The 22,736-nt window shown below is 49.1% G+C and carries 17 protein-coding genes and 3 tRNA genes; 9 read left to right on the forward strand and 11 right to left on the reverse strand.

Going from position 1 to position 22,736, the window contains the following annotated elements; translation table 11 throughout:
• The first annotated feature begins 21 nt into the window (after positions 1–21).
• The gene (locus tag ACV7NC_RS01845; RefSeq protein WP_458153742.1) at positions 22–1,059 is read left to right on the forward strand and encodes a TolB family protein; all 1,038 of its coding nucleotides are present in this window, start codon (positions 22–24) and stop codon (positions 1,057–1,059) included.
• Between the two features lie 17 nt (positions 1,060–1,076).
• The gene (locus ACV7NC_RS01850) at positions 1,077–2,258 is read left to right on the forward strand and encodes a hypothetical protein (RefSeq protein ID WP_458153744.1); all 1,182 of its coding nucleotides are present in this window, start codon (positions 1,077–1,079) and stop codon (positions 2,256–2,258) included.
• A gap of 28 nt (positions 2,259–2,286) precedes the next feature.
• On the opposite strand, the gene ACV7NC_RS01855 is transcribed toward ACV7NC_RS01850, so the two are convergent.
• Both ACV7NC_RS01855 and ACV7NC_RS01860 read right to left on the reverse strand, forming a co-directional pair.
• A complete protein-coding gene (locus tag ACV7NC_RS01855; protein WP_458153745.1) occupies positions 2,287–3,747 on the reverse strand; it encodes a type IV pilus assembly protein FimV in 1,461 nt (486 codons plus the stop codon).
• Positions 3,748–3,766: 19 nt separating this feature from the next.
• A complete protein-coding gene (locus tag ACV7NC_RS01860; protein ID WP_458153746.1) occupies positions 3,767–4,213 on the reverse strand; it encodes a DUF4124 domain-containing protein in 447 nt (148 codons plus the stop codon).
• A gap of 170 nt (positions 4,214–4,383) precedes the next feature.
• Between ACV7NC_RS01860 and guaB the strand changes: the two genes are divergently transcribed.
• The 5 genes from guaB (at position 4,384) to ACV7NC_RS01885 (ending at position 12,216) form a co-directional block, all read left to right on the forward strand.
• Positions 4,384–5,847 (forward strand): IMP dehydrogenase, encoded by a 1,464-nt coding sequence (guaB, locus tag ACV7NC_RS01865; RefSeq protein ID WP_458153748.1) that lies wholly within the window; start codon positions 4,384–4,386, stop codon positions 5,845–5,847.
• A 12-nt stretch (positions 5,848–5,859) separates the two neighbouring features.
• Positions 5,860–7,422, forward strand: coding sequence for a glutamine-hydrolyzing GMP synthase (gene guaA, locus ACV7NC_RS01870; RefSeq protein ID WP_458153749.1), 1,563 nt, complete (start codon positions 5,860–5,862; stop codon positions 7,420–7,422).
• Positions 7,423–7,812 carry a hypothetical protein gene (locus tag ACV7NC_RS01875; RefSeq protein WP_458153750.1) on the forward strand — a complete coding sequence of 130 codons (390 nt, stop codon included), beginning with the start codon at positions 7,423–7,425 and terminating at the stop codon, positions 7,810–7,812.
• A 131-nt stretch (positions 7,813–7,943) separates the two neighbouring features.
• A complete protein-coding gene (locus ACV7NC_RS01880; RefSeq protein ID WP_458153751.1) occupies positions 7,944–8,720 on the forward strand; it encodes a Hachiman antiphage defense system protein HamA in 777 nt (258 codons plus the stop codon).
• Positions 8,704–12,216 carry a DEAD/DEAH box helicase gene (locus ACV7NC_RS01885; protein WP_458153752.1) on the forward strand — a complete coding sequence of 1,171 codons (3,513 nt, stop codon included), beginning with the start codon at positions 8,704–8,706 and terminating at the stop codon, positions 12,214–12,216. Before ACV7NC_RS01880 ends, ACV7NC_RS01885 begins: the two co-directional genes overlap by 17 nt.
• A gap of 160 nt (positions 12,217–12,376) precedes the next feature.
• On the opposite strand, the gene ACV7NC_RS01890 is transcribed toward ACV7NC_RS01885, so the two are convergent.
• The 4 genes from ACV7NC_RS01890 to ACV7NC_RS01905 all read right to left on the reverse strand — a co-directional run bounded on the left by ACV7NC_RS01890 (position 12,377) and on the right by ACV7NC_RS01905 (position 15,768).
• Entirely contained in the window at positions 12,377–15,277 is a 2,901-nt protein-coding gene (locus tag ACV7NC_RS01890) for an aconitate hydratase (RefSeq protein WP_458153753.1), read from the reverse strand.
• Positions 15,278–15,452: 175 nt separating this feature from the next.
• Positions 15,453–15,528, reverse strand: a tRNA-His gene (locus ACV7NC_RS01895).
• A 50-nt stretch (positions 15,529–15,578) separates the two neighbouring features.
• Positions 15,579–15,655: transfer RNA gene (locus tag ACV7NC_RS01900), tRNA-Arg, on the reverse strand.
• A gap of 36 nt (positions 15,656–15,691) precedes the next feature.
• Positions 15,692–15,768: transfer RNA gene (locus ACV7NC_RS01905), tRNA-Pro, on the reverse strand.
• Between the two features lie 261 nt (positions 15,769–16,029).
• On the opposite strand from ACV7NC_RS01905, the gene dksA reads away from it, so the two are divergent.
• Positions 16,030–16,455, forward strand: a complete 426-nt coding sequence (gene dksA, locus ACV7NC_RS01910; protein WP_458153754.1) for an RNA polymerase-binding protein DksA — start codon at positions 16,030–16,032, stop codon at positions 16,453–16,455.
• A 77-nt stretch (positions 16,456–16,532) separates the two neighbouring features.
• Here the strand turns inward: dksA and pnp are convergent, their stop codons facing one another.
• From pnp to hemJ, 3 genes are all read right to left on the reverse strand, one after another.
• Positions 16,533–18,677, reverse strand: coding sequence for a polyribonucleotide nucleotidyltransferase (gene pnp / locus ACV7NC_RS01915; RefSeq protein WP_458153755.1), 2,145 nt, complete (start codon positions 18,675–18,677; stop codon positions 16,533–16,535).
• Positions 18,678–18,792: 115 nt separating this feature from the next.
• Positions 18,793–19,062 carry a 30S ribosomal protein S15 gene (gene rpsO / locus ACV7NC_RS01920; RefSeq protein ID WP_458153756.1) on the reverse strand — a complete coding sequence of 90 codons (270 nt, stop codon included), beginning with the start codon at positions 19,060–19,062 and terminating at the stop codon, positions 18,793–18,795.
• Positions 19,063–19,244: 182 nt separating this feature from the next.
• On the reverse strand, positions 19,245–19,688 hold the full coding sequence (gene hemJ / locus ACV7NC_RS01925) for a protoporphyrinogen oxidase HemJ (RefSeq protein ID WP_458153757.1): 444 nt from the start codon (positions 19,686–19,688) through the stop codon (positions 19,245–19,247).
• A 114-nt stretch (positions 19,689–19,802) separates the two neighbouring features.
• On the opposite strand from hemJ, the gene ACV7NC_RS01930 reads away from it, so the two are divergent.
• Entirely contained in the window at positions 19,803–21,311 is a 1,509-nt protein-coding gene (locus tag ACV7NC_RS01930; protein WP_458153758.1) for a carboxypeptidase M32, read from the forward strand.
• A gap of 9 nt (positions 21,312–21,320) precedes the next feature.
• On the opposite strand, the gene pbpG is transcribed toward ACV7NC_RS01930, so the two are convergent.
• Together pbpG and ACV7NC_RS01940 are read right to left on the reverse strand one after the other, a co-directional pair.
• Positions 21,321–22,148, reverse strand: a complete 828-nt coding sequence (pbpG, locus tag ACV7NC_RS01935; protein WP_458153759.1) for a D-alanyl-D-alanine endopeptidase — start codon at positions 22,146–22,148, stop codon at positions 21,321–21,323.
• A 344-nt stretch (positions 22,149–22,492) separates the two neighbouring features.
• Positions 22,493–22,720 carry a hypothetical protein gene (locus ACV7NC_RS01940; RefSeq protein WP_458153760.1) on the reverse strand — a complete coding sequence of 76 codons (228 nt, stop codon included), beginning with the start codon at positions 22,718–22,720 and terminating at the stop codon, positions 22,493–22,495.
• Positions 22,721–22,736: the final 16 nt, after the last annotated feature.

A 22,736-nucleotide genomic window follows, 5' to 3' on the forward strand; every position in this document is an offset into this window, starting at 1 on the left:
AGTGGTTTTTTATTGCCATGTATGCTTCTAACTGCTTCTTTAGTTAATGCCAGTGATTTCATCACCGACGAACATCAGCTCTCCGTCAAGGAGAAACGCGCCGGGGAAGCGTATTACCGCGCGGATTCGAAGTGGATGATTTATCAGGCGGAGGTGGCGGATGAGAATCCGTTTTACCAGATTTTTCTGAAAAATATCGAATCCGGGTCGGTGACGCGGGTATCGCCGGGCAGCGGCAAGACCACGTGCGCGTGGGTGCATCCGGCACAGGAAAAAGTGCTGTTCTCGTCGACGCACGACGATGCGCAAGCCAAAGCCAAGATGATCGAGGAAATCGAACGCCGTAAAGCCGGTGAGCAGAAGTCGTATGCATGGGATTACGATGAATATTACGATATTTACGAAACCGATTTCGATGGCAAAAATATACGGAATCTGACCAATACGCTGGGTTACGATGCCGAAGCATCGTGGTCGCCGGACGGTAAATTGATCGCGTTTGCTTCCAATCGCCGCGCGTATAGCGGCGAGTTATCCGAAGAAGAACAAGCGCTGTTCAAAGCCAATCCGGCATCGATGATCGATATTTACATCATGGACGCGGACGGTTCCAACGTGAAGCGATTGACGCACACCAAAAGTTACGACGGCGGGCCGTTTTTCAGTCCCGATGGCAAACGCATCGTGTGGCGGCGTTTCTCGGACAGCGGACGGGAGGCGGAAATTTTCACGATGAATATCGACGGCAGCGATCAGAAGCAGATTACCCGCTTGAACGTGATGTCCTGGGCGCCGTTTTATCATCCGTCCGGCAAATACATTATCTTTGCTACCAATTTGCACGGTCATCGCAATTTTGAACTGTATATCGTCGATACCGACGGCACCAAAGAGCCAGTGCGCGTGACCGACAAGGATGGTTTCGACGGCTTGCCGGTTTTTACGCCGGACGGCAATTACATCACTTGGACCAGCGACCGCACGCCGGGCAAGAAAGGGCTGCTATTTCATGGCAAGTGGAATCATCAAAAAGCGCTGGAGAGTCTTTCATTACAATGATTTAGAGTAATCAGAAAATGCCTCGCAATATGGACTTATTTACCGACGAGACCTCTGAGGTCAATCAACAACCACAGACAAGTCCTCCGACTTCGCTCAAGCTTACGGTGCAGGACAATCCGTTGTCACCAGCCCAGCAACAATTCAATAAGCTGCTGGAACGTATTGAAAAATTGAAAAAACAACTGAATGCGTTGCAGCAGATGTGTGACGCTCACCGGCCGGTCTATTTGCAGAAGATGACGCCGCTTCGACAACAATACCATGAATTAATGCGGAAAATGGTGCTCTGGCTGGATCAGCGGCTGCAACGCAAAGGATGGACTGCGGCGCAGAAACGGACGGCTGTCATGATTCTTTGCGATTTGAGTTTTCAGTTGGCGGTGCAAGGCGATGTGGAGATGAAGGCATTTCATGACAAACATAGCGCTGAAAATTTCGACGAGAAAGAACGGGCTGCTGCTAGTGAGTTGCACGATGCGATGAAAGAAATGTTCGGTGAATCATTCTTTGATGAGGAATCGATGGATTCATTCGAAGATGTTTTCAGGGCGGGCATGGAACGTGCGCGGGAAATAGAAGCTGCCGAGCAAGAGGCGCATCAAGACCGGAAACGGAAAAAGAAACCGAATGCCGCTCAACTAAAGGCGCAGGCTGAGCAAGCGGATGCACAATCCACTTTGCGCATGATTTTCCGGCAATTAGCGAGCGTTTTACATCCGGATCGTGAAACGGATCCGGAGCAACGTGCCCGGAAAAACACGCTGATGAGCGAAGCTAATGCGGCTTATGAGCGCTCTGATTTGATCGAGCTATTGAAAATTCAATTACGCATTGAGCTAACCAGCACCGACGCAATCGCCAAAATGGCGGAAGAAAAACTGAGTCCGCTGACGTTATTGCTGAAGCAACAGATGCACGGTTTGCAAAATGAACTACACAATGCTCGCCAAAAGGCGCGGCAAGAATTCGGACTCGATCGTAATGAAATTGTGAATGTTTATAACTTGAGCCGCAAGATGATAGTCAGCGCCAGTGTTCTTGAGCGCGAATTGGATTCCATGGAGTACGATTTTCAGCACATTAATGACGACAAATATTTCAAGCGCTGGCTGAAAAGTCAGGAACGATCAATGGCCGACTTGCATGCTGAGACCATGCTTTCCGGTTGGCCGTTTGATCCATTTGAGCAGGAATAATCACCGGAAAGGAGGCGCACACACGGCATCATTCAGCCGCCGATGCGTCCGAGAAAAACTTTTCCTTACGTTTTTGCTCGTCAAAATAAAGCGGTTCGCTGGGTTCCAGTTTGTTACCCAAGCTTTGGATTTGCATCCAGATATCCGGATATTGGTTGAGGCGTTTGAAGCGGCGCGCGTTTTTCTTGAAATCCCGCTTATTGTTGGCTTTATAGAGCAATTCAAATAATAGCAACCAGCCCGGAATATTCTGCTGGTTAGTTGCCAATTGTTTTTGCAGCGTCTGAACGGCCTCGTCGGTTTTATCCTCTGCGATCAGGGCGCGCGCCTCCGCTATAACCTGACCGTCCGGAGCGGGTGGGTTTTCCGGCGATTGTCCGGTATTTTCGCTTTCGCGCAGAAAAAGCGCTTCATAACGTCGGCGTTCATCGGTGTCGAGAATGGTGACAATGTCGGAAGCGTGTGCGTGTCTTTCCTTGATCTTGCGATAACTTCGCAGCATGATCAGAACAATCAATATTGTCAGCAGGATTCCAATAAGTAAGATGTTATCCGCCGAAATCATGTCTTCCAAAGCGATATCGGGGGCTTCCTCCGAGCTGATATTCGGCGCATGCTGCGTACTGTCGAGTTGCTGAGAGGGTGCAATATCATCGTGTGCGATACTTTCGTGAGGATCCGCTTCCGCTGCAATGGTTGGCTCTGTGGCGGGCGGTATCACTTCTGCTAAGAGTTCATTTTCAGTTGGAGAACCAACATTTTCCGGCGGCAGGCTGGACTGTTCGACCGGTGGTGCAATTTCACCAGAGATTAGCCCAGTTTCCTGTACGGGCTCAGAGTCAGAATTATCGTTGGGCGGTGCCTCGGTTGCAGCGGTGGTGGGTGAATTGCCGACGTGCAGGTTTTTTGCCTCCAGCAGCGTTTGAAATTCTCTGAATCGGGCTTCCATCGATCCTATGTGCTGGATAAGTGTGCTCAGTTCATGGGATTCCGTTTCGGCTTCATGATCGAGCCGCGCAATCATTTGCGTTAATTGCGGGTCATGATCTGTCTTGTCAATCGCAAGTGGTGGAGCGGTTTGCGGTTGAGGTTTTGGTGATTTTTTTACTGGTGATGTTCTGTGCGATTTTTTTTCGGTTTTCGCATAAGCCCCAATGGTTCTCAAATCCGGAAAGTGAATAATGGTACCGGCTGCCAGCGGTTGATAACTGCTGCCGGGAAAATGCTGCGGATTGGTCCGGATGATGGCGCGGATCAAATTGTTCCGGGCTGCGGAGTCTTGAGGATAGATCAGCCGCGCGGTTTCGCGGATATCCTCACCGGGGAGTATCTGCCACATTATTCCCGGTCTGGCAGGGTTTTGTGTGGCAGTTTTTGGTGTATCGGATGCGATACGGTGATTGTCAGAATCGGAAAGAGCTGCTTCGGCACACACGCCTGTGAGTAAAAGGAGAGCGGCAAATAGCAATTTGCCGATAGGAGCAGTCATCTAGTCGGTTGTTATCTTATTATTTACAATACTTTGCGATTGCTTTATTGGCATCGTCAATTCTTCTTTGTCTCAAATCATCATCGACATAAACAACACCACCGGCGCCATCGGGGATCGTCAAGCGAGGGGAATCCGCGTACATTCGCAGTTGCGTTTGAGCTTCAATACATTTTTTCTTGTCTTCTGCAGATTTAGCTTGCTGCTTGGTTTCTTCTTCGCGCCGTTCTTGCCGGCGCTTGTCGAATTCTTCTCTTTCATCGGATACATTCTTTGTTTGACCATGACCGCCAGACATCGGTGAAGAATTGATTTTCAGTCGTTTACCTTCAGCCTTCACATCGGGTGGCGGTGGCCGGTCGGTATATTGCGTCTTGCCGTGTTCGTCGACCCATTTGTAAATTTGCGCATCGGCTGTTGCAGCAATTAACAATAGTATAAATCCTAACCACACTAAAACTTTCATTGCATGCTCCAAAAACGAATAATCCGCGTCCATCGGTATTGCATTTATGCAACTTAAAGATTTTGCACATTTAATCATAATCCACGGAAATATGCTGTATTCTTAGTGGATTTGACGCTAAATTCGCCGTCGAATTTGGCTATAATGTCACTTTGCCAAGGATTGTTATCATGCAATTGATTCAAAAAGCGCTCACCTTTGATGATGTTCTGTTGATTCCAGCCCATTCGACGGTTTTGCCGCGTGACGTCAGTCTGGCAACGCAATTGACCCGCACCATCACGCTTAATATTCCGTTAGTGTCCGCTGCCATGGATACCGTTACCGAAGCGCCGCTGGCCATCGCGCTGGCGCAGGAAGGCGGTATGGGGATTATCCATAAAAATATGTCGATCGAAGCTCAGGCGGCGCATGTGGCGCAAGTCAAGCGATTCGAGAGCGGCGTCGTGAAAGATCCGATTACGATTCAGCAAAACATGACTGTCCGCGAAGTGCTGGAGCTGATACGTCGGCATAAAATCTCTGGATTGCCGGTGGTGAATGGAAATAAGGTTGTCGGTATCGTGACTAACCGGGATTTACGTTTTGAAACCAATCTCGATCAGGCGATTAAGCATATCATGACACCCAAAAAGCGGTTGGTTACGGTCAAAGAGGACACGCCGCGTCATGAAGTGCTGGCACTGTTGCATAAACACCGATTGGAACGGGTATTGGTGGTCAACGATCAGTTCGAGTTGTGCGGATTGATTACGGTTAAAGACATCGTTAAAACATCGGAATACCCGCTTGCTTGCAAGGATGAGCAAGAACGCTTGCGGGTCGGCGCAGCGGTCGGCGTCGGCGAGGGTAGCGAAGAACGTGCGTTGGCACTGGCGGAAGCGGGCGTTGATGTGATTGTGGTCGATACCGCGCATGGTCATTCGCAAAGCGTGCTGGATCGGGTTGCGTGGGTTAAAAAGAATCTGCCGTCGGTGCAAGTGATTGGCGGGAATGTGGCCACTGCGATGGCTGCGAGGGCTTTAGTCGATCACGGCGCGGATGCGGTGAAAGTCGGTATTGGTCCCGGTTCTATTTGTACCACGCGCATTGTGGCGGGTGTCGGAATTCCGCAAATCACCGCTATTCATGACGTTTCCGAAGCGTTAAAGGGATCTGGCGTTCCGATGATTGCCGACGGCGGCATCCGCTATTCCGGGGATATTGCCAAAGCACTGGCGGCAGGCGCCAATTCGGTGATGCTCGGTGGTTTGTTTGCTGGAACGACAGAGGCGCCGGGCGAGATTGAATTGTTTCAAGGAAGGTCGTACAAAAGCTACCGTGGCATGGGGTCACTGTCTGCGATGCAGCAAGGTTCCAGTGATCGTTATTTTCAGGATAAAGAACAAAAAAATAACGACAAATTGGTTCCTGAAGGCGTGGAAGGCCGGGTGCCTTTCAAGGGCAATATGTCGGCGGTTATTCATCAATTGATGGGCGGCGTGCGCTCCAGCATGGGATATCTGGGTTGCGAATCGATAGCTGCAATGCACGAGCGTGCGGAATTTGTCGAAATCACTTCCGCCGGTATACGGGAATCACACGTTTACGATGTGCAGATCACCAAAGAAGCGCCAAACTATCACGTCAAATAATTATTCTTCATCATGCATCAGAAAATTCTGATTCTGGACTTCGGTTCTCAGTACACGCAGCTGATTGCCCGTCGCGTGCGCGAAACCAATGTGTATTGCGAACTGCATCCATATGATACCGACCCGGAATTTATCAAGGCTTTCGCACCCAAAGGTATTATCCTATCAGGCGGGCCCGCATCGGTCATTGAAGCGGAAACACCACGAGCGCCACAAATTGTTTTCGAACTCGGCGTACCGGTGTTGGGCATTTGCTATGGCATGCAGACAATGGCTGCGCAGTTGGGAGGTACGGTCGAAAATGCTTTAGTGCGCGAATTCGGTTATGCCGAGTTGCAGACGACGCAACAGGGTGCTTTATTTAGGGATATTAAAGATCGCACGAATCAGGATGGCGAGAACATTCTGGAAGTGTGGATGAGCCACGGTGATGCGGTCGTTGCTTTGCCCGATGGATTTGAAGTGATGGCTTTTAATGCGGCCACACCGATCGCAGCAATGGCGGATGATAATCGCCGGTTTTACGGTATCCAATTCCATCCTGAAGTAACGCATACGTTGCAAGGCAAAGCGATGATCGATTGTTTTGTGCACGATATCTGCGATTTGGGGCGCGATTGGAACATGCCGGACTATGTCGAAGAAGCCATCGGCAGGATTCGTGCAACCGTCGGTAACGAACGGGTGATCCTGGGGCTGTCCGGCGGCGTTGATTCATCCGTTGCGGCGGCGTTGATACATCGTGCCATCGGCGATCAATTGACGTGCGTATTCGTTGACAATGGTCTATTACGGGCCAATGAAGCAAAGCAAGTCATGGAGACTTTTGCTAGCAATCTTGCTGTCAAAGTCATACACGTTGATGCCAGTTATGATTTCTTCCTGAATCTCAAAGGTATTAGCGATCCGGAGATGAAGCGCAAAATTATCGGACGGGAATTTGTCGAAGTATTTCAACGAGAATCTGAAAAAATCGGCGACGCAAAATGGCTCGCGCAAGGTACGATTTATCCCGACGTGATCGAATCTGCAGGCGGTAAAACCAAAAAAGCACACACTATCAAATCGCACCATAATGTCGGTGGCCTCCCGGAAACATTGCATCTGAAACTGCTCGAGCCTTTACGGGAGCTATTTAAAGACGAAGTCCGTGAATTAGGACTGGTGCTCGGTTTGCCACGTGACATGGTTTTCCGTCACCCGTTTCCAGGGCCTGGGTTGGGGGTACGTATCCTGGGTGAAGTGAAATTCGAATATGCCGAGCTGTTGCGTCATGCCGATCAGATTTTTATCGAGGAATTGCAACGTTCCGGATGGTATGAAAAAACCTCGCAGGCATTTGCCGTATTCTTACCGGTTAAATCCGTCGGTGTGATGGGGGATGGCCGCACTTATGAGTACGTCATCGCTTTGAGGGCGGTGCAAACTCAGGATTTCATGACCGCTAACTGGGCCGAATTGCCATATTCGTTACTCAGTAAAGTTTCCAATCGCATCATCAACGAAATCCGCGGGATCAATCGCGTGGTTTACGATATTTCCGGTAAACCACCAGCGACGATTGAGTGGGAATGATTGCGCGTCTGGCATCGGCTGGCACCTGATTGCACGAAAACACCCGTAAGCCCCGTCACTGCTGGATTTTTTGTATTTTTTGGCAACCAGAAGCTGGTTGAAATCACTCACGAGGACTTGCGAGCGTTGACCGATGCCATCTCGTGGAACGCGGCGCACCGGCTACAAGCCGTCCATTCCCGTGAGGTGATCCTGCAGGTGGTCTATCGGTGGGCCATCGAGCGAGCCCAGAAGGTCGGCTTCGGCCATCAAATTGAATGGTCCGTCTGGCTGTCCGATCTGCCATATGTCCGGGCATCCGCGCCTGACCTGGCCGACACGAAGAAGGTGCTTCGCAAGCGACGAGAAAGCCGAAGGTTATCGCAAGGACGGTCCTGTGTCGGTCGCTAAGTTCGAGCTGGGCGAAGGCGACGAGCCAGAGCAACGTGAGGCGAGGATGTTGCGGCAGCGACAGGCCTGCGACGTGATCGAACAACTCCTTGCTCGGATCGAAAAAGAACTTTAAGGGAGTGTGAAACGTGGTGCATTTCAACGACTGGTGCCTCTCGGTAGACACGCCGGTAGGGAACCATTTCTGCAGGGTAATAACCGCGCAGGGGGCAAACCTTCCGACTGCGATCCAGGCAACTGCGGCCATTGTGCCGACGCACTATGCATCGGAAGAGCAAGTCGCGCGAGCACTGGCACGGCTTGGCAAACCGGAAGCGGCTGCGCTAATTCAGGGCAAGCTTCCGACTACAAAGGCGATCCGTTCCGGAGATCTCGGAGAGATTTACGCTACTGAATGGATCGATGCGCATAGCGGAGGTTATCGCGCTCCGATCAAGCGGCTGCGATGGAAAGACCATCGCAATATGGCAATGCGTGGCGACGACGTTATCGGCATCCTTCAAGACCCTCAGACTCAACGTCTTCACTTTCTTAAGACGGAGGCAAAGAGCCGCGTCGCACTGACCGCTCAAGTCCTTACCGAGGCGAGGGCCGGTCTGGACAAGGATGGCGGCCTGCCATCCGCGCATGCGCTGTCCTTCATTTCGGCGCGCCTGTTCGAATTGAACCAACTACCGCTCGCTGACGCGATTGATGACGTGTTGTTGAAGCACGGCATTCCGCCGCAGAACGTCCGCCATCTGCTTTTCACCTTTTCTGGCAACGCACCGGATGTGTTATTAGCAGCGTCTCTTCAGGCCTATCCTGGACCGATAACCCAGTGGGGCGTCGGCCTGCACGTAGATGGGCACGCAGCCTTTGTCGGAGCAGTCTACGACCGAGTAATTGCCAATGCCAACAACGCCTGAAGCAATCGCGGCTGACATCACGGAGGCGGCGACTGTTGGTTTCCGAGGCCGGCTCATCGCGCGCGGTCAGGCGCGAGCAATCATCTGGAGAGACGGGGTTCTGCCGCCAGACGCTCCTGCTTTCGCAGCGCAGCTTAGCCATGACTTGCATTCCTATGGCTACGCCCTTTTCGGGCTAGGTCTGCGCCTACGAGATCTCGGCGGAGACGCAGCACAAGCCAGGACCGCCTTCGAGCTGGCAGCCACAGCCCTGGAAGCCGTGATTGCAAAGGGCAATCGCCAGAAGATCGATCGCGACTTCCACTTTATCATGGCAGCAGCGAGTTATCACCTCGCACATCTGTCCGCGCGTGCCTATTCACTATTGGCCCTCGTCGAAGCGGATGAGAATTTTGCGCCTATGGAGCGTGTACTCGCCCTGTTGATGAGGCGGAACTTCGACTCGCTGCGCGCTACCGTGCTTGATTTCCGGGCCTCGGGCGAAGGTAGCGACGCTCGAATCGCCGCCAAAATCCAGGAAAGCCTCAATCAAGCTGAAGCGGCGGTCAATCTCGCAGGCGGCGAAGACTTCGTCTTCGATGGCCTTGACATTGCGCTGACCGACACCTTCATGGCTGCGATAGCCCTGTTTCTGCTCGCGCTTGAACGTGGTGAGCGACCATTGCTAGAACAAGCGTTGGAGCGACTCCGCACCGGACTGGCCATCTGCAGCGAGATGAATATGCTCCCGCAGTGGTGGTCATATCGCATCACCATCCACCTCCTATCCGATCTGTGGTCAACTACCTTTCATGAGAGAGTTCCGCATCAACCGGCAGGCGGTGAGGCGAACGATTGGCCCAGACTTCGCGAACTATTCATCGCGCTGATGCTACGTCGCCCGAAAGCCGAAGTGGATCTCTGGCCTTCGCAGATTGATGCGGCAAACCGCGCGGTTGATCAAGCGGACGATCTGGTTGTCTCCTTGCCTACCAGCGCAGGCAAGACGCGCATCGCTGAACTATGCATTCTGCGCTGCCTCGCCGGCGGCAAGCGCGTAGTCTTCATCACACCGCTGCGAGCACTGTCCGCGCAGACCGAAACAACCCTTCAGAGAACCTTTGGCCCACTTGGCAAAACGATCTCAGCACTCTATGGCAGCATCGGGGTCAGCGGCTTTGACGAGGATGCGATTCGGGAAAGTGACATTGTCGTCGCGACACCAGAAAAACTCGACTTTGCGCTCCGTAACGACCCCTCTCTCCTCGATGACGTTGGCCTCCTTGTCTTCGACGAGGGGCACATGATTGGCTTGAACGAACGGGAAGTCCGGTATGAGGTTCAAATCCAGCGGCTTCTCCGGCGCGCTGATGCACATGAGCGGCGCATCGTGTGTCTGTCGGCGATTCTTCCTGACGGCGATCAACTCGACGACTTCGCCGGATGGCTACGTCGAGACCATCCTGGTGGCTTGATCAAACATGACTGGCGTCCAACACGGTTGCGGTTTGGCGAGGTGGTCTGGGCGTCCCCCAATGCGCGCCTGAATCTGCGTGTCGGCGAAGAGCGCCCTTGGGTTCAGCGCTTTCTCACGGGAGTGGCGCCGCCAACGTGGGTGCCGCCCAAGCGGCGCCGAACCAGGCTCTTTCCAGACGATCAACGAGAACTCTGCCTAGCGACAGCTTGGCGACTGGTAGACGACGGGCAGACCGTCCTCATCTTCTGCCCGGAACGACGTAGCGTCGAACCGTTTGCGGACGTGATTGTCGACCTTCATGAGCGCGGAGCGTTGCGGTCTTTGCTGGAAGCAGACCCTGCTGCTCTCGCTACTGCAATAGCGCTTGGTGAGGAATGGCTGGGGCCGGACAGTGCAATCCTCAAGTGCCTGCGTCTCGGAGTGGCGCTCCATCACGGGGCTTTGCCAACGGCCTACCGGAAGGAGATCGAAGGCCTGTTGCGTAGCAATATCCTCAAAGTCACTATCTCGTCGCCGACCTTGGCTCAAGGCTTGAACTTGTCCGCTACCGCTGTGGTCATGCACTCCCTCCATCGTGCCGGAACCAGGATCGACATCTCCGAGTTCAAGAACGTGATCGGGCGAGCTGGCCGGGCCTATGTCGACGTGGAAGGCATCGTGCTCTTCCCCATGTTCGACGAGATTCCGAGAAAGCGGAGCAATTGGGAAACGCTCATCAATGATCTCGGCGCTCGCAATATGGAGAGTGGGCTGGTGCAACTCGTCGCGGCACTGCTGTCCCGCATGGGAGCCCAAGTCGGTGGTGATCTGGATCAGCTTATCGACTATGTCGCGAACAACGCCATGGCGTGGACCTTCCCAGAAGTCGCGGACGAGAGTCCCGAAGATCGCGAACGCGCCCTTGCGGATTGGCAGAAGCATGTTGCAACGCTCGACACGGCCGTCCTGAGTCTCATTGGCGAAAACGACATTCCGGACGATGGGGTTGCGGCGGCACTGGACGACATCCTCCAGTCCTCTCTGTGGCATCGCCGTCTTCTGCGGCAGAACGAGAAGATTCAGCAGGTTCTAAAGGCCGGCCTGGTTTCACGCAGCCAGCATATCTGGAGCCAATCGACTGCAGCGCGCCGCCGAGGCTACTTCCTGGCTGGCGTGGGGTTGGGAACTGGGCAGGCGCTGGACGCCATCGCAGAGGATGCGAATCTTCTACTGATTCAGGCCAACGGCAGCGTTCTCAATAGTGATGCCGAGGCGGCGATAGCCGCAATTACAGCGATCGCGGAGCGCGTCTTCGTCATCTATCCATTCATACCAGATCCAATGCCGGAAAATTGGCGGGACATTCTCCGCGCCTGGCTTCTCGGCGAGCCTCTCTTCGCCATCGCCGCCGGCCAGGAGTCGGAGACGCTGCAGTTCATTGAAGGAGGTCTTGTCTACCGCCTCCCATGGGCGATGGAAGCTATTCGGGTGCGTGGGGTTGCCAACGGCGACACCATTGACGGCCTCCTTTCTCTTGAGGACTATGAGCTTGGCTTCGCGGTGGCAGCCGTTGAAACCGGAACGTTGAATAGGTCGGCTGCGATCCTCATTCAGGCGGGGTTCAGCTCTCGACTCGGCGCTATAAAGGCTGTCACGGACAGTGGGGCAACCTTCCAAACAGCTCAAGAGCTTCGGCACTGGCTCGGTTCGGAAGAGCTTGCGGCGTGGAGCGCAAGACCTGATTGGCCGACACCAGAGACGAGGGCGATGTGGATGGAGTTTGCGCAAAGCTTCACACCGCGCGCAAACCGCGTCTGGGCAGACCGCCGGTACTGGGCGGGTGTGGCGTGGTTCGGAGTATCACCACCGTCAGAAACTCCAGTTCAACTCCATTATTGGGCAGGTCAATCTCTGGTGCTTGCTGCTGACGGTGCGCCGCTTGGGACACTGCAGGCGGCACTTGCACCCGGAAGAGCTGGTCTAATACGCGCTCAAGTGTCTCGAGAAGCAGATCGGATCGACATTTTCTATTTTGGGCCAGACGACCTTGTTAGCATCTGACGAGGCGTTTTTCATGGCATCAAATTCTGTATCCGATATAAATTATCGTATTTAAACGATTTTATATTTAATTGATAACTGGGTCGGAACAGAGTTATGCGAAAATAACTTGATAAAATAGTTTTGTCGAGTTCTGCAAAAAATCACTGGCATAAGAAATTTAGGCCATTAATTCCCTTAAAACGTAAGGCAAAATTCCGCCGTGTTTGAAGTAATCAATTTCAATAGCGGTATCAATGCGGCACAATAATTGAACCGATTGACTACTGCCGTCTTTGCGGTGGATGATTAAAGTGACATCTTGTTGTGGCTGGATGTTGTCGAGGCCCAGGATGTCGAATTGCTCATTTCCTTTGATGCCGAGCGACTCGATGCTGTCGTTTTCTTTGAATTGCAGCGGCAAAACACCCATGCCAATCAAATTACTGCGATGGATGCGTTCGAAACTGGTCGCAATGACGGCTTTGACACCAAGCAGTTGCGTACCTTTGGCCGCCCAATCGCGGCTGGAACCGGTGCCGTATTCCTTACCGCCGAAAACTACGGTTGGAATCCCGTTTGATTGATATTTCATGGCCGCATCGTAAATGCTCATTTGTTCCGGTTGAGCGCCAGTCGTACCCTGATAGAGCGTGATGCCGCCCTCGCTGCCCGGAATCATCAAGTTCTTGATACGAACGTTGGCGAATGTGCCACGCATCATGACTTCATGGTGGCCTCGACGAGCGCCATAGCTATTGAAATCCGCTTTGGTCACATGATGTTCCAGCAGATAGCGGCCAGCTGGAGATGTTTCCTTGATCGAACCGGCCGGACTGATGTGATCGGTCGTTACTGAGTCACCGAAAACGCCTAGGGCATAGGCACCACGAACGTCATTGCTGCTGGATGTAGCCGGTTGCAATGAGAATCCTTGGAAGAACGGTGGCTCGGCAATATAGGTCGAAGGCGGCCAGTTGTAGGTTTGCCCGGTTACCGATGTGACGCGATTCCACAGTTCATGGTCTTTGGTGAGATTGCTGTACAAGCTGCGGAATGTATCAGCATTGGTGGCATATTTCATCAAGGCATGAATTTCCGCGCTGCTCGGCCATATGTCTTTTAGCCAGACGGGTTGATTGTTTTTACCGATGCCTAGCGGTTCGGTAGTTAAATCTTTCAGAATGGTGCCGGCAATGGCATAAGCGACAACCAGCGGCGGCGACGCCAAGAAGTTGGCCCGGATATTCGAATGGATGCGGGCTTCGAAATTACGGTTGCCGGATAACACCGCGGCACAAACCAAATCGTTCTTAACGACGGCTTCTTCGATCGGTTCGGCCAAAGGTCCAGCATTGCCGATGCAGGTGGTGCATCCGTAACCGACCAGATTAAAACCCAACTGTTCCAGATATGGTAGCAATCCGGTAACGGTCAGATAATCGGTCACTACCCGCGACCCGGGTGCTAATGATGTCTTGATGTGTTGTTTGACCGATAAACCTTTATCAACCGCTTTTTTAGCGAGCAATCCGGCAGCCAGTAACACGCTGGGATTGGAGGTATTGGTGCAGGAAGTGATTGCAGCAATCAGCACATCACCATGACCCAGTTCGATCGAAGAATTGTAGATTTCAGTATCGCAGTGATCGCTGGAGTTCAGGCTCGGGCGATTGTTGCTCATTTCTGCGATATTGCGGGAAACCATGCGCCGTTCGACGCTTCCTACGCCGGGTACGTTGGCGGATTCCGAGATTCCTCGGCGGTTTTCATCGACGGTGATGGAATTTAAAGGGCTGTACTCATCTGAATCTTGGCTGTAACGATTGCGTAAGGGATAGCGTTGATTGATTTCATCTTGCTGCTTGCCATAACCGCTTTCTTTAACCGGCTTGGAAAAGAGCTCTGTAAATTTAGCCTTAATATCCGTCAGTTCAATTCGATCTTGCGGTCGTTTGGGACCGGCTAAGGAAGGAACGATCGATCCTAGATCCAGTGTCAGTTCGTTGCTATAGTCAATGTCGCCTTTGCGAGGAATTCCAAACAGTCCTTGCGCTTCGAAATACGCTTGGAATGCGGAGATTTCCTCATCACTGCGCCCAGTACCTTTGAAATAGTCGATGGTTACATTATCAACAGGGAAGAATCCCATCGTCGCACCATATTCCGGTGCCATATTGGCAATTGTTGCGCGATCGGGTAGTGCGAGCGAAGCTGTACCCTCACCAAAAAATTCGACGAATTTACCAACGACATTCGCTTTACGAAGCATTTCAGTGATTGTTAGTACTAGATCGGTTGCAGTGACACCCTCACGTAACTGTCCAGTAAGGTTTACACCCACAACATCCGGAGTTAGAAAATAAACCGGCTGTCCCAACATACCGGCCTCTGCTTCGATTCCTCCAACCCCCCAGCCGACGACACCGATGCCGTTAATCATGGTGGTATGAGAGTCGGTGCCAACCAGCGTATCAGGGTATATCAATCCATCTTTGCGATGTACACCACGGGCAAGATATTCGAGATTGACTTGATGTACGATACCGATCCCGGGAGGAATGACTTTAAATGTATCAAACGCTTGCATACCCCATTTGATAAATTGATAGCGTTCGTTATTCCTGGAAAATTCTATTTCCATATTGCGCTGAATAGCATCACTGGTGCCGTAGTGATCGACCTGAATGGAATGATCGACTACCAGATCTACAGGCACTAATGGTTCGATGAGTTTTGGATTTTTCCCGAGTTTGACTGCAGCGCTGCGCATGGCAGCCAGATCCACCAATAATGGTACGCCGGTAAAATCTTGCAAAACGATGCGCGAAACAACAAACGGTATTTCATCGACTCTTACAGCATTCGGTTTCCAATTGGCTAATTGCCGAATATGGGTTTCGGTAATTTTCTTGTTGTCGTAATTGCGTAACACCGATTCCAGGATGATACGTATCGATACCGGTAAGCGAGATATGACTCCAATGTCATTCTGTTCCAGCATTGGAAGGGAGTAATAAGTTGCCGAATTGCCGGGCGCAATAGATAGTTCTTGCAAACTGCCGAATAAATTGTGATTCATCGAAAAATATCCTAAGAGAAGTGCTTACTGTGACACGAATCAGCATCTGAATATGCGTTTGCGAATACTATATATTTTTGAGCAAACAAAGTCACGTCTAGGCTGAATGGATTTGCGAAGCCTGAGGAATTTGAAAAAAATAAATTGCTGATGTTTGGAATTTGTTGTCAGCAGATGGGGTGGCTGATGGGACTCGAACCCACGACAACCGGAATCACAATCCGGGACTCTACCAACTGAGCTACAGCCACCATAAAAGATCGAAGCGATGCGTACTGTTATTCCGCTAAAGAAATATTTATGGCGTGCCCGACAGGAATCGAACCTGTAACCCCCAGCTTAGAAGGCTGGTGCTCTATCCGATTGAGCTACGGGCACCAAGTCGGGTTTACCGTTAAATATTAGAGCTGAAATTGGTCGGGGTGGAGAGATTTGAACTCCCGACATCCTGGTCCCAAACCAGGCGCGCTACCAGGCTACGCTACACCCCGAAAAAGGCGACACTATACCTTCTTAGCTTTGAAACGTCAATTTCTTCGTGGAATATCACGACCCAGACTTTAATTTCCATCAGACTCATGTTTCATTTCCCTTTAATGAGTGCTGTTAATAAACGAGAAATATTTGTAAAGTCTAATGTTGTTGTGAATTCGAGTTGGTAATAAGCTGGTAAAATATCTTGTTGTAAAATGCATTTTCTGGTAATACTATAAGTTTTTATACACGAGCGGAATTAATTAGGAGCCTATTAGATGCCACAAGAGCTACATAGTAAAGATGTAACTCCGTATGAACCAAAAGCAGGCGAGGATTACATGAGTCCTGGCCAACTGATGCATTTTCGCAAGATATTGGAAGGTATGAAAATTGAGTTAAGCCAAGATATCGATCGAGCAGTTCATACGATGCAAGACGAAGCAACGGTTTTTGCAGATCCTAACGATCGCGCCAGTCAGGAATCTGATATGACACTTGAATTGCGAAACCGCGATCGTGAACGAAAACTTATTAAGAAGATTGATGAAATTATTGCCAAAATTGATTCTGGTGACTATGGCTATTGTGAAAGCTGCGGTGTTGAGATTGGATTGAAGCGACTTGAAGCGAGGCCAACAGCAACTTTATGTATTGACTGCAAAACACTCGACGAAATGCGGGAAAAGCAAATCGCCAAGTAGAAATGTGCGGATTCAGATATAGCTTAAAGTATCCCCTGTAGGCATAGGATTTTCAGGGGATCCTTTTAGATTCGAATTTAAGATTCTTCCTCGGTTGAAGGTGTAGAATCATCATTATCGTTAATGTCGCCTTCATCAACTAATACTGCTTTCATGCTCAGGCGAAGCCTGCCTTTATCGTCCGCTTCGAGTACCTTGACACGAACCTGCTGACCTTCCGCTAGATGATCATTCACATTATTAACACGCTCGTTCGCAATTTGCGATATATGTAATAAGCCGTCTTTTCCGGGAAGAACGCTAACAATGGCACCAAAATCAAGCAATTTTAGAACTACGCCATCGTAAATTTTGCCCACCTCAACTTCGGCAGTGATATCTTCAATACGTTTTTTAGCAAGCTCTCCGCCTTCCGCATTCACGCAAGCAATGGTGACTTGTCCATCATCTGTAATATCAATGGTCGTGCCGGTTTCTTCTGTGAGTGTGCGTATTACTGCACCACCTTTTCCAATCACGTCCCTAATTTTTTCTGGATTAATTTTAAGTTTGATGATACGTGGCGCATGAACCGAGATGTCTTCACGGGTAGATGGCATGGCTTGCTTCATGATTTGAAGGATATGCATACGTCCTTCATGCGCTTGTATCAATGCAGCATGCATGATTTCTTTGGTGATGCCCTGAATTTTGATATCCATTTGTAAGGCGGTTATCCCTTTTTCGGTGCCGGCAACTTTAAAATCCATATCACCCAAATGATCTTCGTCACCCAGAATATCGGTTAGCACTGCGAAGCGATTTCCATCTTTAATCAATCCCATGGCAATACCGGCAACATGCGCTTTTAATGGCACGCCGGCATCCATCAATGCGAGACAACCGCCGCAAACTGAAGCCATGGAACTGGAACCGTTGGATTCAGTAATTTCCGATACTACCCGCAAGGAATAACCAAATTCTTCTGGAGAAGGCAAAACAGCGGCAAGTGCACGTTTTGCAAGGCGTCCGTGGCCTATTTCACGGCGCTTAGGGGTACCGACACGGCCGATTTCTCCGGTAGCATAAGGCGGCATGTTATAGTGCAGCATAAATCGTTCATTATAATCGCCTTGGAGGGAGTCTATTTTTTGCTCATCTCTTGCCGTTCCCAGTGTTGCAACAGCCAGTGCTTGAGTTTCTCCGCGGGTGAATAATGCAGAGCCGTGAGTGCGTGGCAATACACCGTTACGGATGGTTATAGGTCTGACGGTTCGGGTGCCGCGACCATCGATCCGTGGTTCGCCATCCAAAATTTGATTACGTACTATTTTGGATTCTAAGAAGAAAAAAGCTTCTGAGAATTTTTGCAAATCATCGGCTCCATCTTCAGAATTTATTCCAAGTTCTGTAGTAACACGCTGGCTAATGGCTGCTATAGCTTCAGTGCGTGCTTGTTTTTGTTTAATTTTGTATGCTTGACGTAGTTCTGTTTCTGCCAAGCTAGCAATCTTTTCTTCAAATGCGACGTCTTTCTCAGGTGGTGACCAATCCCATGCCGTTACTCCGGCTTCATCGGCAAATTCATTGATGGCAGTAATCACAGCTTGCATTTGTTCATGGCCAAATGTAACCGCACCAAGCATCACTTCTTCCGATAACTCCATGGCATCGGATTCGACCATCAGAACAGCTTGTTGTGTGCCGGCTACGACTAAATTTAATTGAGTATCTTTAAGTTCTGAAGTGGTTGGGTTCAATACATATTCATTGTTGATATAACCGACTCTGGCGGCACCCAGCGGTCCATCAAACGGGATACCTGATATTACCAGCGCTGCGGATGTGCCGATAATCGAGGGTATATCCGGATCGATTTCATTGTCCGCGGACATCACAGTCGCTACAATTTGTACTTCGTTATAAAAACCTTCCGGGAAAAGTGGGCGAATAGGGCGATCGATAAGCCGGGAAGTTAGCGTTTCCTTTTCTGAGGGGCGGCCTTCGCGCTTGAAGAAGCTACCGGGTATGCGGCCAGCCGCATATGATTTCTCTTGATAGTCAACAGTTAGCGGAAAAAAATCCTGCCCTGGTTTGGTGCTTTTTGCGCCAACAACGGTAACAAGTACAACTGTATCGTCCATTGTGACCATTACGGCACCATGTGCTTGTCTTGCTATTTCTCCAGTTTCTAATGTTAGTTGATGTCGTCCGTAGGTAATGCTCTTCTTAATAGGCTTCAATTAACAATCCCTTTTTCCTTTTGATCAATATTTTAGCTTCAAATACCACACTGCAAACGTTATATGCGGAAGTTTCTATAAAAATAAAACCTTAGTGCTGATGACAATAAGGTAACTATTTACGCAAACCAAGACGCTCGATCAATTTTTGATATGCATCATTATTCCGGCGTTTCAAATAATCAAGGAGCTTGCGGCGACGACCTACCATCCGAAGAAGGCCGCGACGGGAGTGGTGATCTTTTACATGAGTTTTAAAGTGACCGATCAAGTCATTGATTCGCGTCGTTAATAGTGCAATTTGAACTTCGGGAGAACCGGTATCCCCTTTAGCCCTTTGATAGTCTTGCACTATCTTTGCCTTTTGTTCGATTGTGACAGACATAAGTTTCTCCAAATAATAAAATTACCCAATGCAAAAACCCGGAATTTTACTCTTTTATGGTGTTCTTGTCCAAATCAGAACAAAGAGTAGTTGCATCATTCGCAATAAGAATGGGAGAATTCAGATAGAATTTATATAATTTTTATGTATAAAAGCTATGCTTCAACTCGGTACATTTCATTTCATTGCATGTAATCGGAGATAAGCGATACTAAATCCGGTTTGATCACAACCAGAATGACAACAGCGAATAATATCAGTACCGGAAATTCATTAAACCAGCGATAAAATATGTGGCCGTGTCGATTATTGTCATTTTTAAAGGCTGTAACGAATTTTCCACAATAATAGTGATATATCACCAGTACAATCACTAACGCCAATTTAGCATAGAGCCAGCTGCCGGAAAAACCATAACCAAGCCACAGCCATACGCCAAAAACGATCGTTAATACCGCACCCGGTGTCATGATGCCATAGTAAAGTTTTCGTTCCATAATCTTGAAACGCTCTTTACCGGGTTGATCGTCGCACATCGCGTGATAAACAAACAGGCGAGGCAAATAAAATAATCCTGCGAACCAAGTGACCATGAAAATAATATGAAATGATTTTATCCAGAGCATAGCGGCGAGAAAGTTTACAATTTAAAACGTAATGATACCGGCCTTATAATTTTGGCGCTATCCTCAGAATGCCGGGGTGGCATTGAGTTTTTCAAGAGACAAACGATCAATGATATGAATCAGCACTATAAAAATTTAGTTCAAAGACTGGAAGAAATCGCGCATTTGAATGGCGTCATGAGCACTCTCGGTTGGGATCAGGAGGTCATAATGCCGATTGGGGCCAGTGAGTCGCGTGCTAAACAGATAGCGGCACTTGCAGGGATTATTCACGAGCGTACGACAGATCCGGCTTTGGGCGATTGTTTGCATGAGTTACACGAAACCAGCAATACAAGTGATTGGGGAGCAATAGAACGCTGCAATATCCGGGAGGCGCTGCGCAATTATGAAATGGAAGTCCGGATTCCGAAGCGATTGGTGCAGGAGATTGCTGAACTTAGCTCTCGTGGCCAAGGCATCTGGGTGGCAGCGCGACAAGATAATAAATTTTCTGATTTTGCTCCGGTACTCAAACAATTCTTAAAACTTAAGATAGAGTGGGCGCAGTGTGTTTTGCCAAATTTACAGCCTTACGATGCAAACATCGATTTATTTGAACGCGGTACCACGATGGCTATGATCACACCGATATTCGAGCGTCTAAAACTGGAATTGATTCCATTGATACATACCATTCAAGACCATTCGTATAAACCCGATACATCGTTTCTACGAGGTAAGTTTGGTCAGGAGAAGCAAGAGCTTCTGGCGCGTAAATTGAGCCGGGAAATCGGTTTTGATTTCGATCGAGGCCGCATAGATGTTTCTGTTCATCCATTTTGTGGCGGCGGTCACCCCACTGATGTAAGAATAACAACCCGATACAGTGAAAGTAATTTCATTGAATCGCTGTATTCCATTATCCATGAGACGGGCCATGCTTTGTATGAGCAAGGCCGCCCGCATCAATTAGGAGATTTACCGGTAACAGAGTCGTCTACGATGGGTATCCATGAGTCGCAATCATTATTCTGGGAACGCATGATTGCACAGAGCAAATCTTTTTGTATGCATTATTTCCAAGCGTTTCGTGAAGCTTTTCCGGAGAATCTGCAGGCGGTCACGGTTGAGGAATTTTATCGTGCAATTAACAATTGCAAACCCGATTTCATTCGGGTGGAAGCAGATGAAGTAACATACCCGTTACATGTTATTTTACGTTATGAAATTGAGCGAGAGTTGTTCGATGGCTCCGTAGCGGTTGATGACTTGCCGCAAGTATGGAATGAATTGATGCAAAAGTATCTTGGAATTAAGCCTCCGACCGATACATTGGGAGTGTTACAAGATTCGCATTGGAGTGGAGGGGCATTTGGCTATTTTCCTTCCTATACCTTGGGCGCATTGTATGCATGCCAGTTTTATCAAGCGTTATTGAATGAGCAACCCGATACGGAAAGAAATGTTGCAGTAGGGTATTTCACCCCTATCAAGCACTGGTTGAACGAGAAAATCCATCGTCATGGCAAGCTGTATTCTCCGCAGGAGATAGTACAAAATGTAACGGGGGGATCTTTGAGTCCGGATTATTTTATTACCTATCTCAAGACAAAATATCGTGAGATTTACCAGCTCACTTAAGTTGAAATCTCAGACTTGTTTGCGTCTTTGGTTATTTTCAAGCCATTTTTTAACGCGATTGGCATCACCGATGCGCGTATTTTTGCCCCATGAATTCAGTAAAACAATGACAACCGGCTGTCCTTTTATTTTTGCATGTAAAACCAGACACCGGCCAGCTTCGCTCAAATAACCCGTTTTAGAGACATCAATTTCCCAATTCTGGTTGCGCACCAAGCTATTCGAATTGACAAATTGCAGTTGTCCGTGTCTTTTTAAGGGAGTCACGACATGCTGCGGTGTAGTGGAAAATTTTCGAATCGTTAAGTAATTATGGGACGCAGCAACCAGCTTGGATAAATCACGAGCTGTTGCGACATTTCCGCTGCTCAATCCGGTGGAATCCACAAAGCGACTGCTCGACATCCCGATTTGCTTTGCTTTGTTATTCATGGCGTGGACAAACGCTCGTGTGCCACCGGGATAGGTTCTGCCAAGCGCTGCAGCGGCCCGGTTTTCTGACGACATTAAGGCCAATCTGAGTAGCTCTTGACGCGCATAACTGCTGCCGACAGGTAATCGTGAGGAAGTATTTTTGAGTTTATCGATGTCCGCTTTTTCAATGGTGATCACTTCATCAGCGGGTAAGCGGGCATCCAGAATGACCATCGCCGTCATCAGTTTGGTGATTGAAGCGATCGGCATTACTATATCAGCATTTTTGTCATAAACAATTTGCCCTGTTTGAGCATTCACAACCAAGGCTGCATGAGACTTGATACCCGGATCACTTTGTTGCCCGAAAGCATAATTTGTTAAAAGAATTAAAAAGCAAAATAAAACAACTTTCTGCTTCATACTTTTTCTTTTTGAGGAAAAAACTCTCTGATTCTTAAAGAAAGAATGTTTCTTATGGCTGGCAATAAGTTTGCGCTTGAGATGGCATCCCGGCCCTTGATTGACAATTCTTTTTCAGAAATCACAAGAATATCGAAATAATTTTAATTTTTACGTTATACGAACAAAAAACGCTGTAGTCTATGTGGAAGACTAGAATTTAGAAGTATTGCTTAGGGAAGCTTTAGAAAATAGGCCAAGCAGTTACCAAGTTACTTTTCCTCATCAGATTAAAAATACTAAGACAGAAAAGTGTAAGAACTCAGCTTGACCTATTGATCAGTTACTTTCAAGTAACTGGATTATTATTTACCAAAATTTGGTTGTTTAACTTTTGCCGGGCAGGTAACCACTTCGCCATCAATTCGATCTTTGATTTTTTCACCATCTTTTTTACCTTCGCAAGCCCATTTGTTCAGGATGTCTTGCGCTGACATCGGTGGCATTGAAGATTCTTTATTTCCACTCGCCATGCTCAGCGACGATCCAAACAAAAAAACTAAACTGATTGCAGCAATAATAAATTTATTCATTCTTAACTCCTATAAT

Source organism: Nitrosomonas limosa (assembly GCF_054188085.1).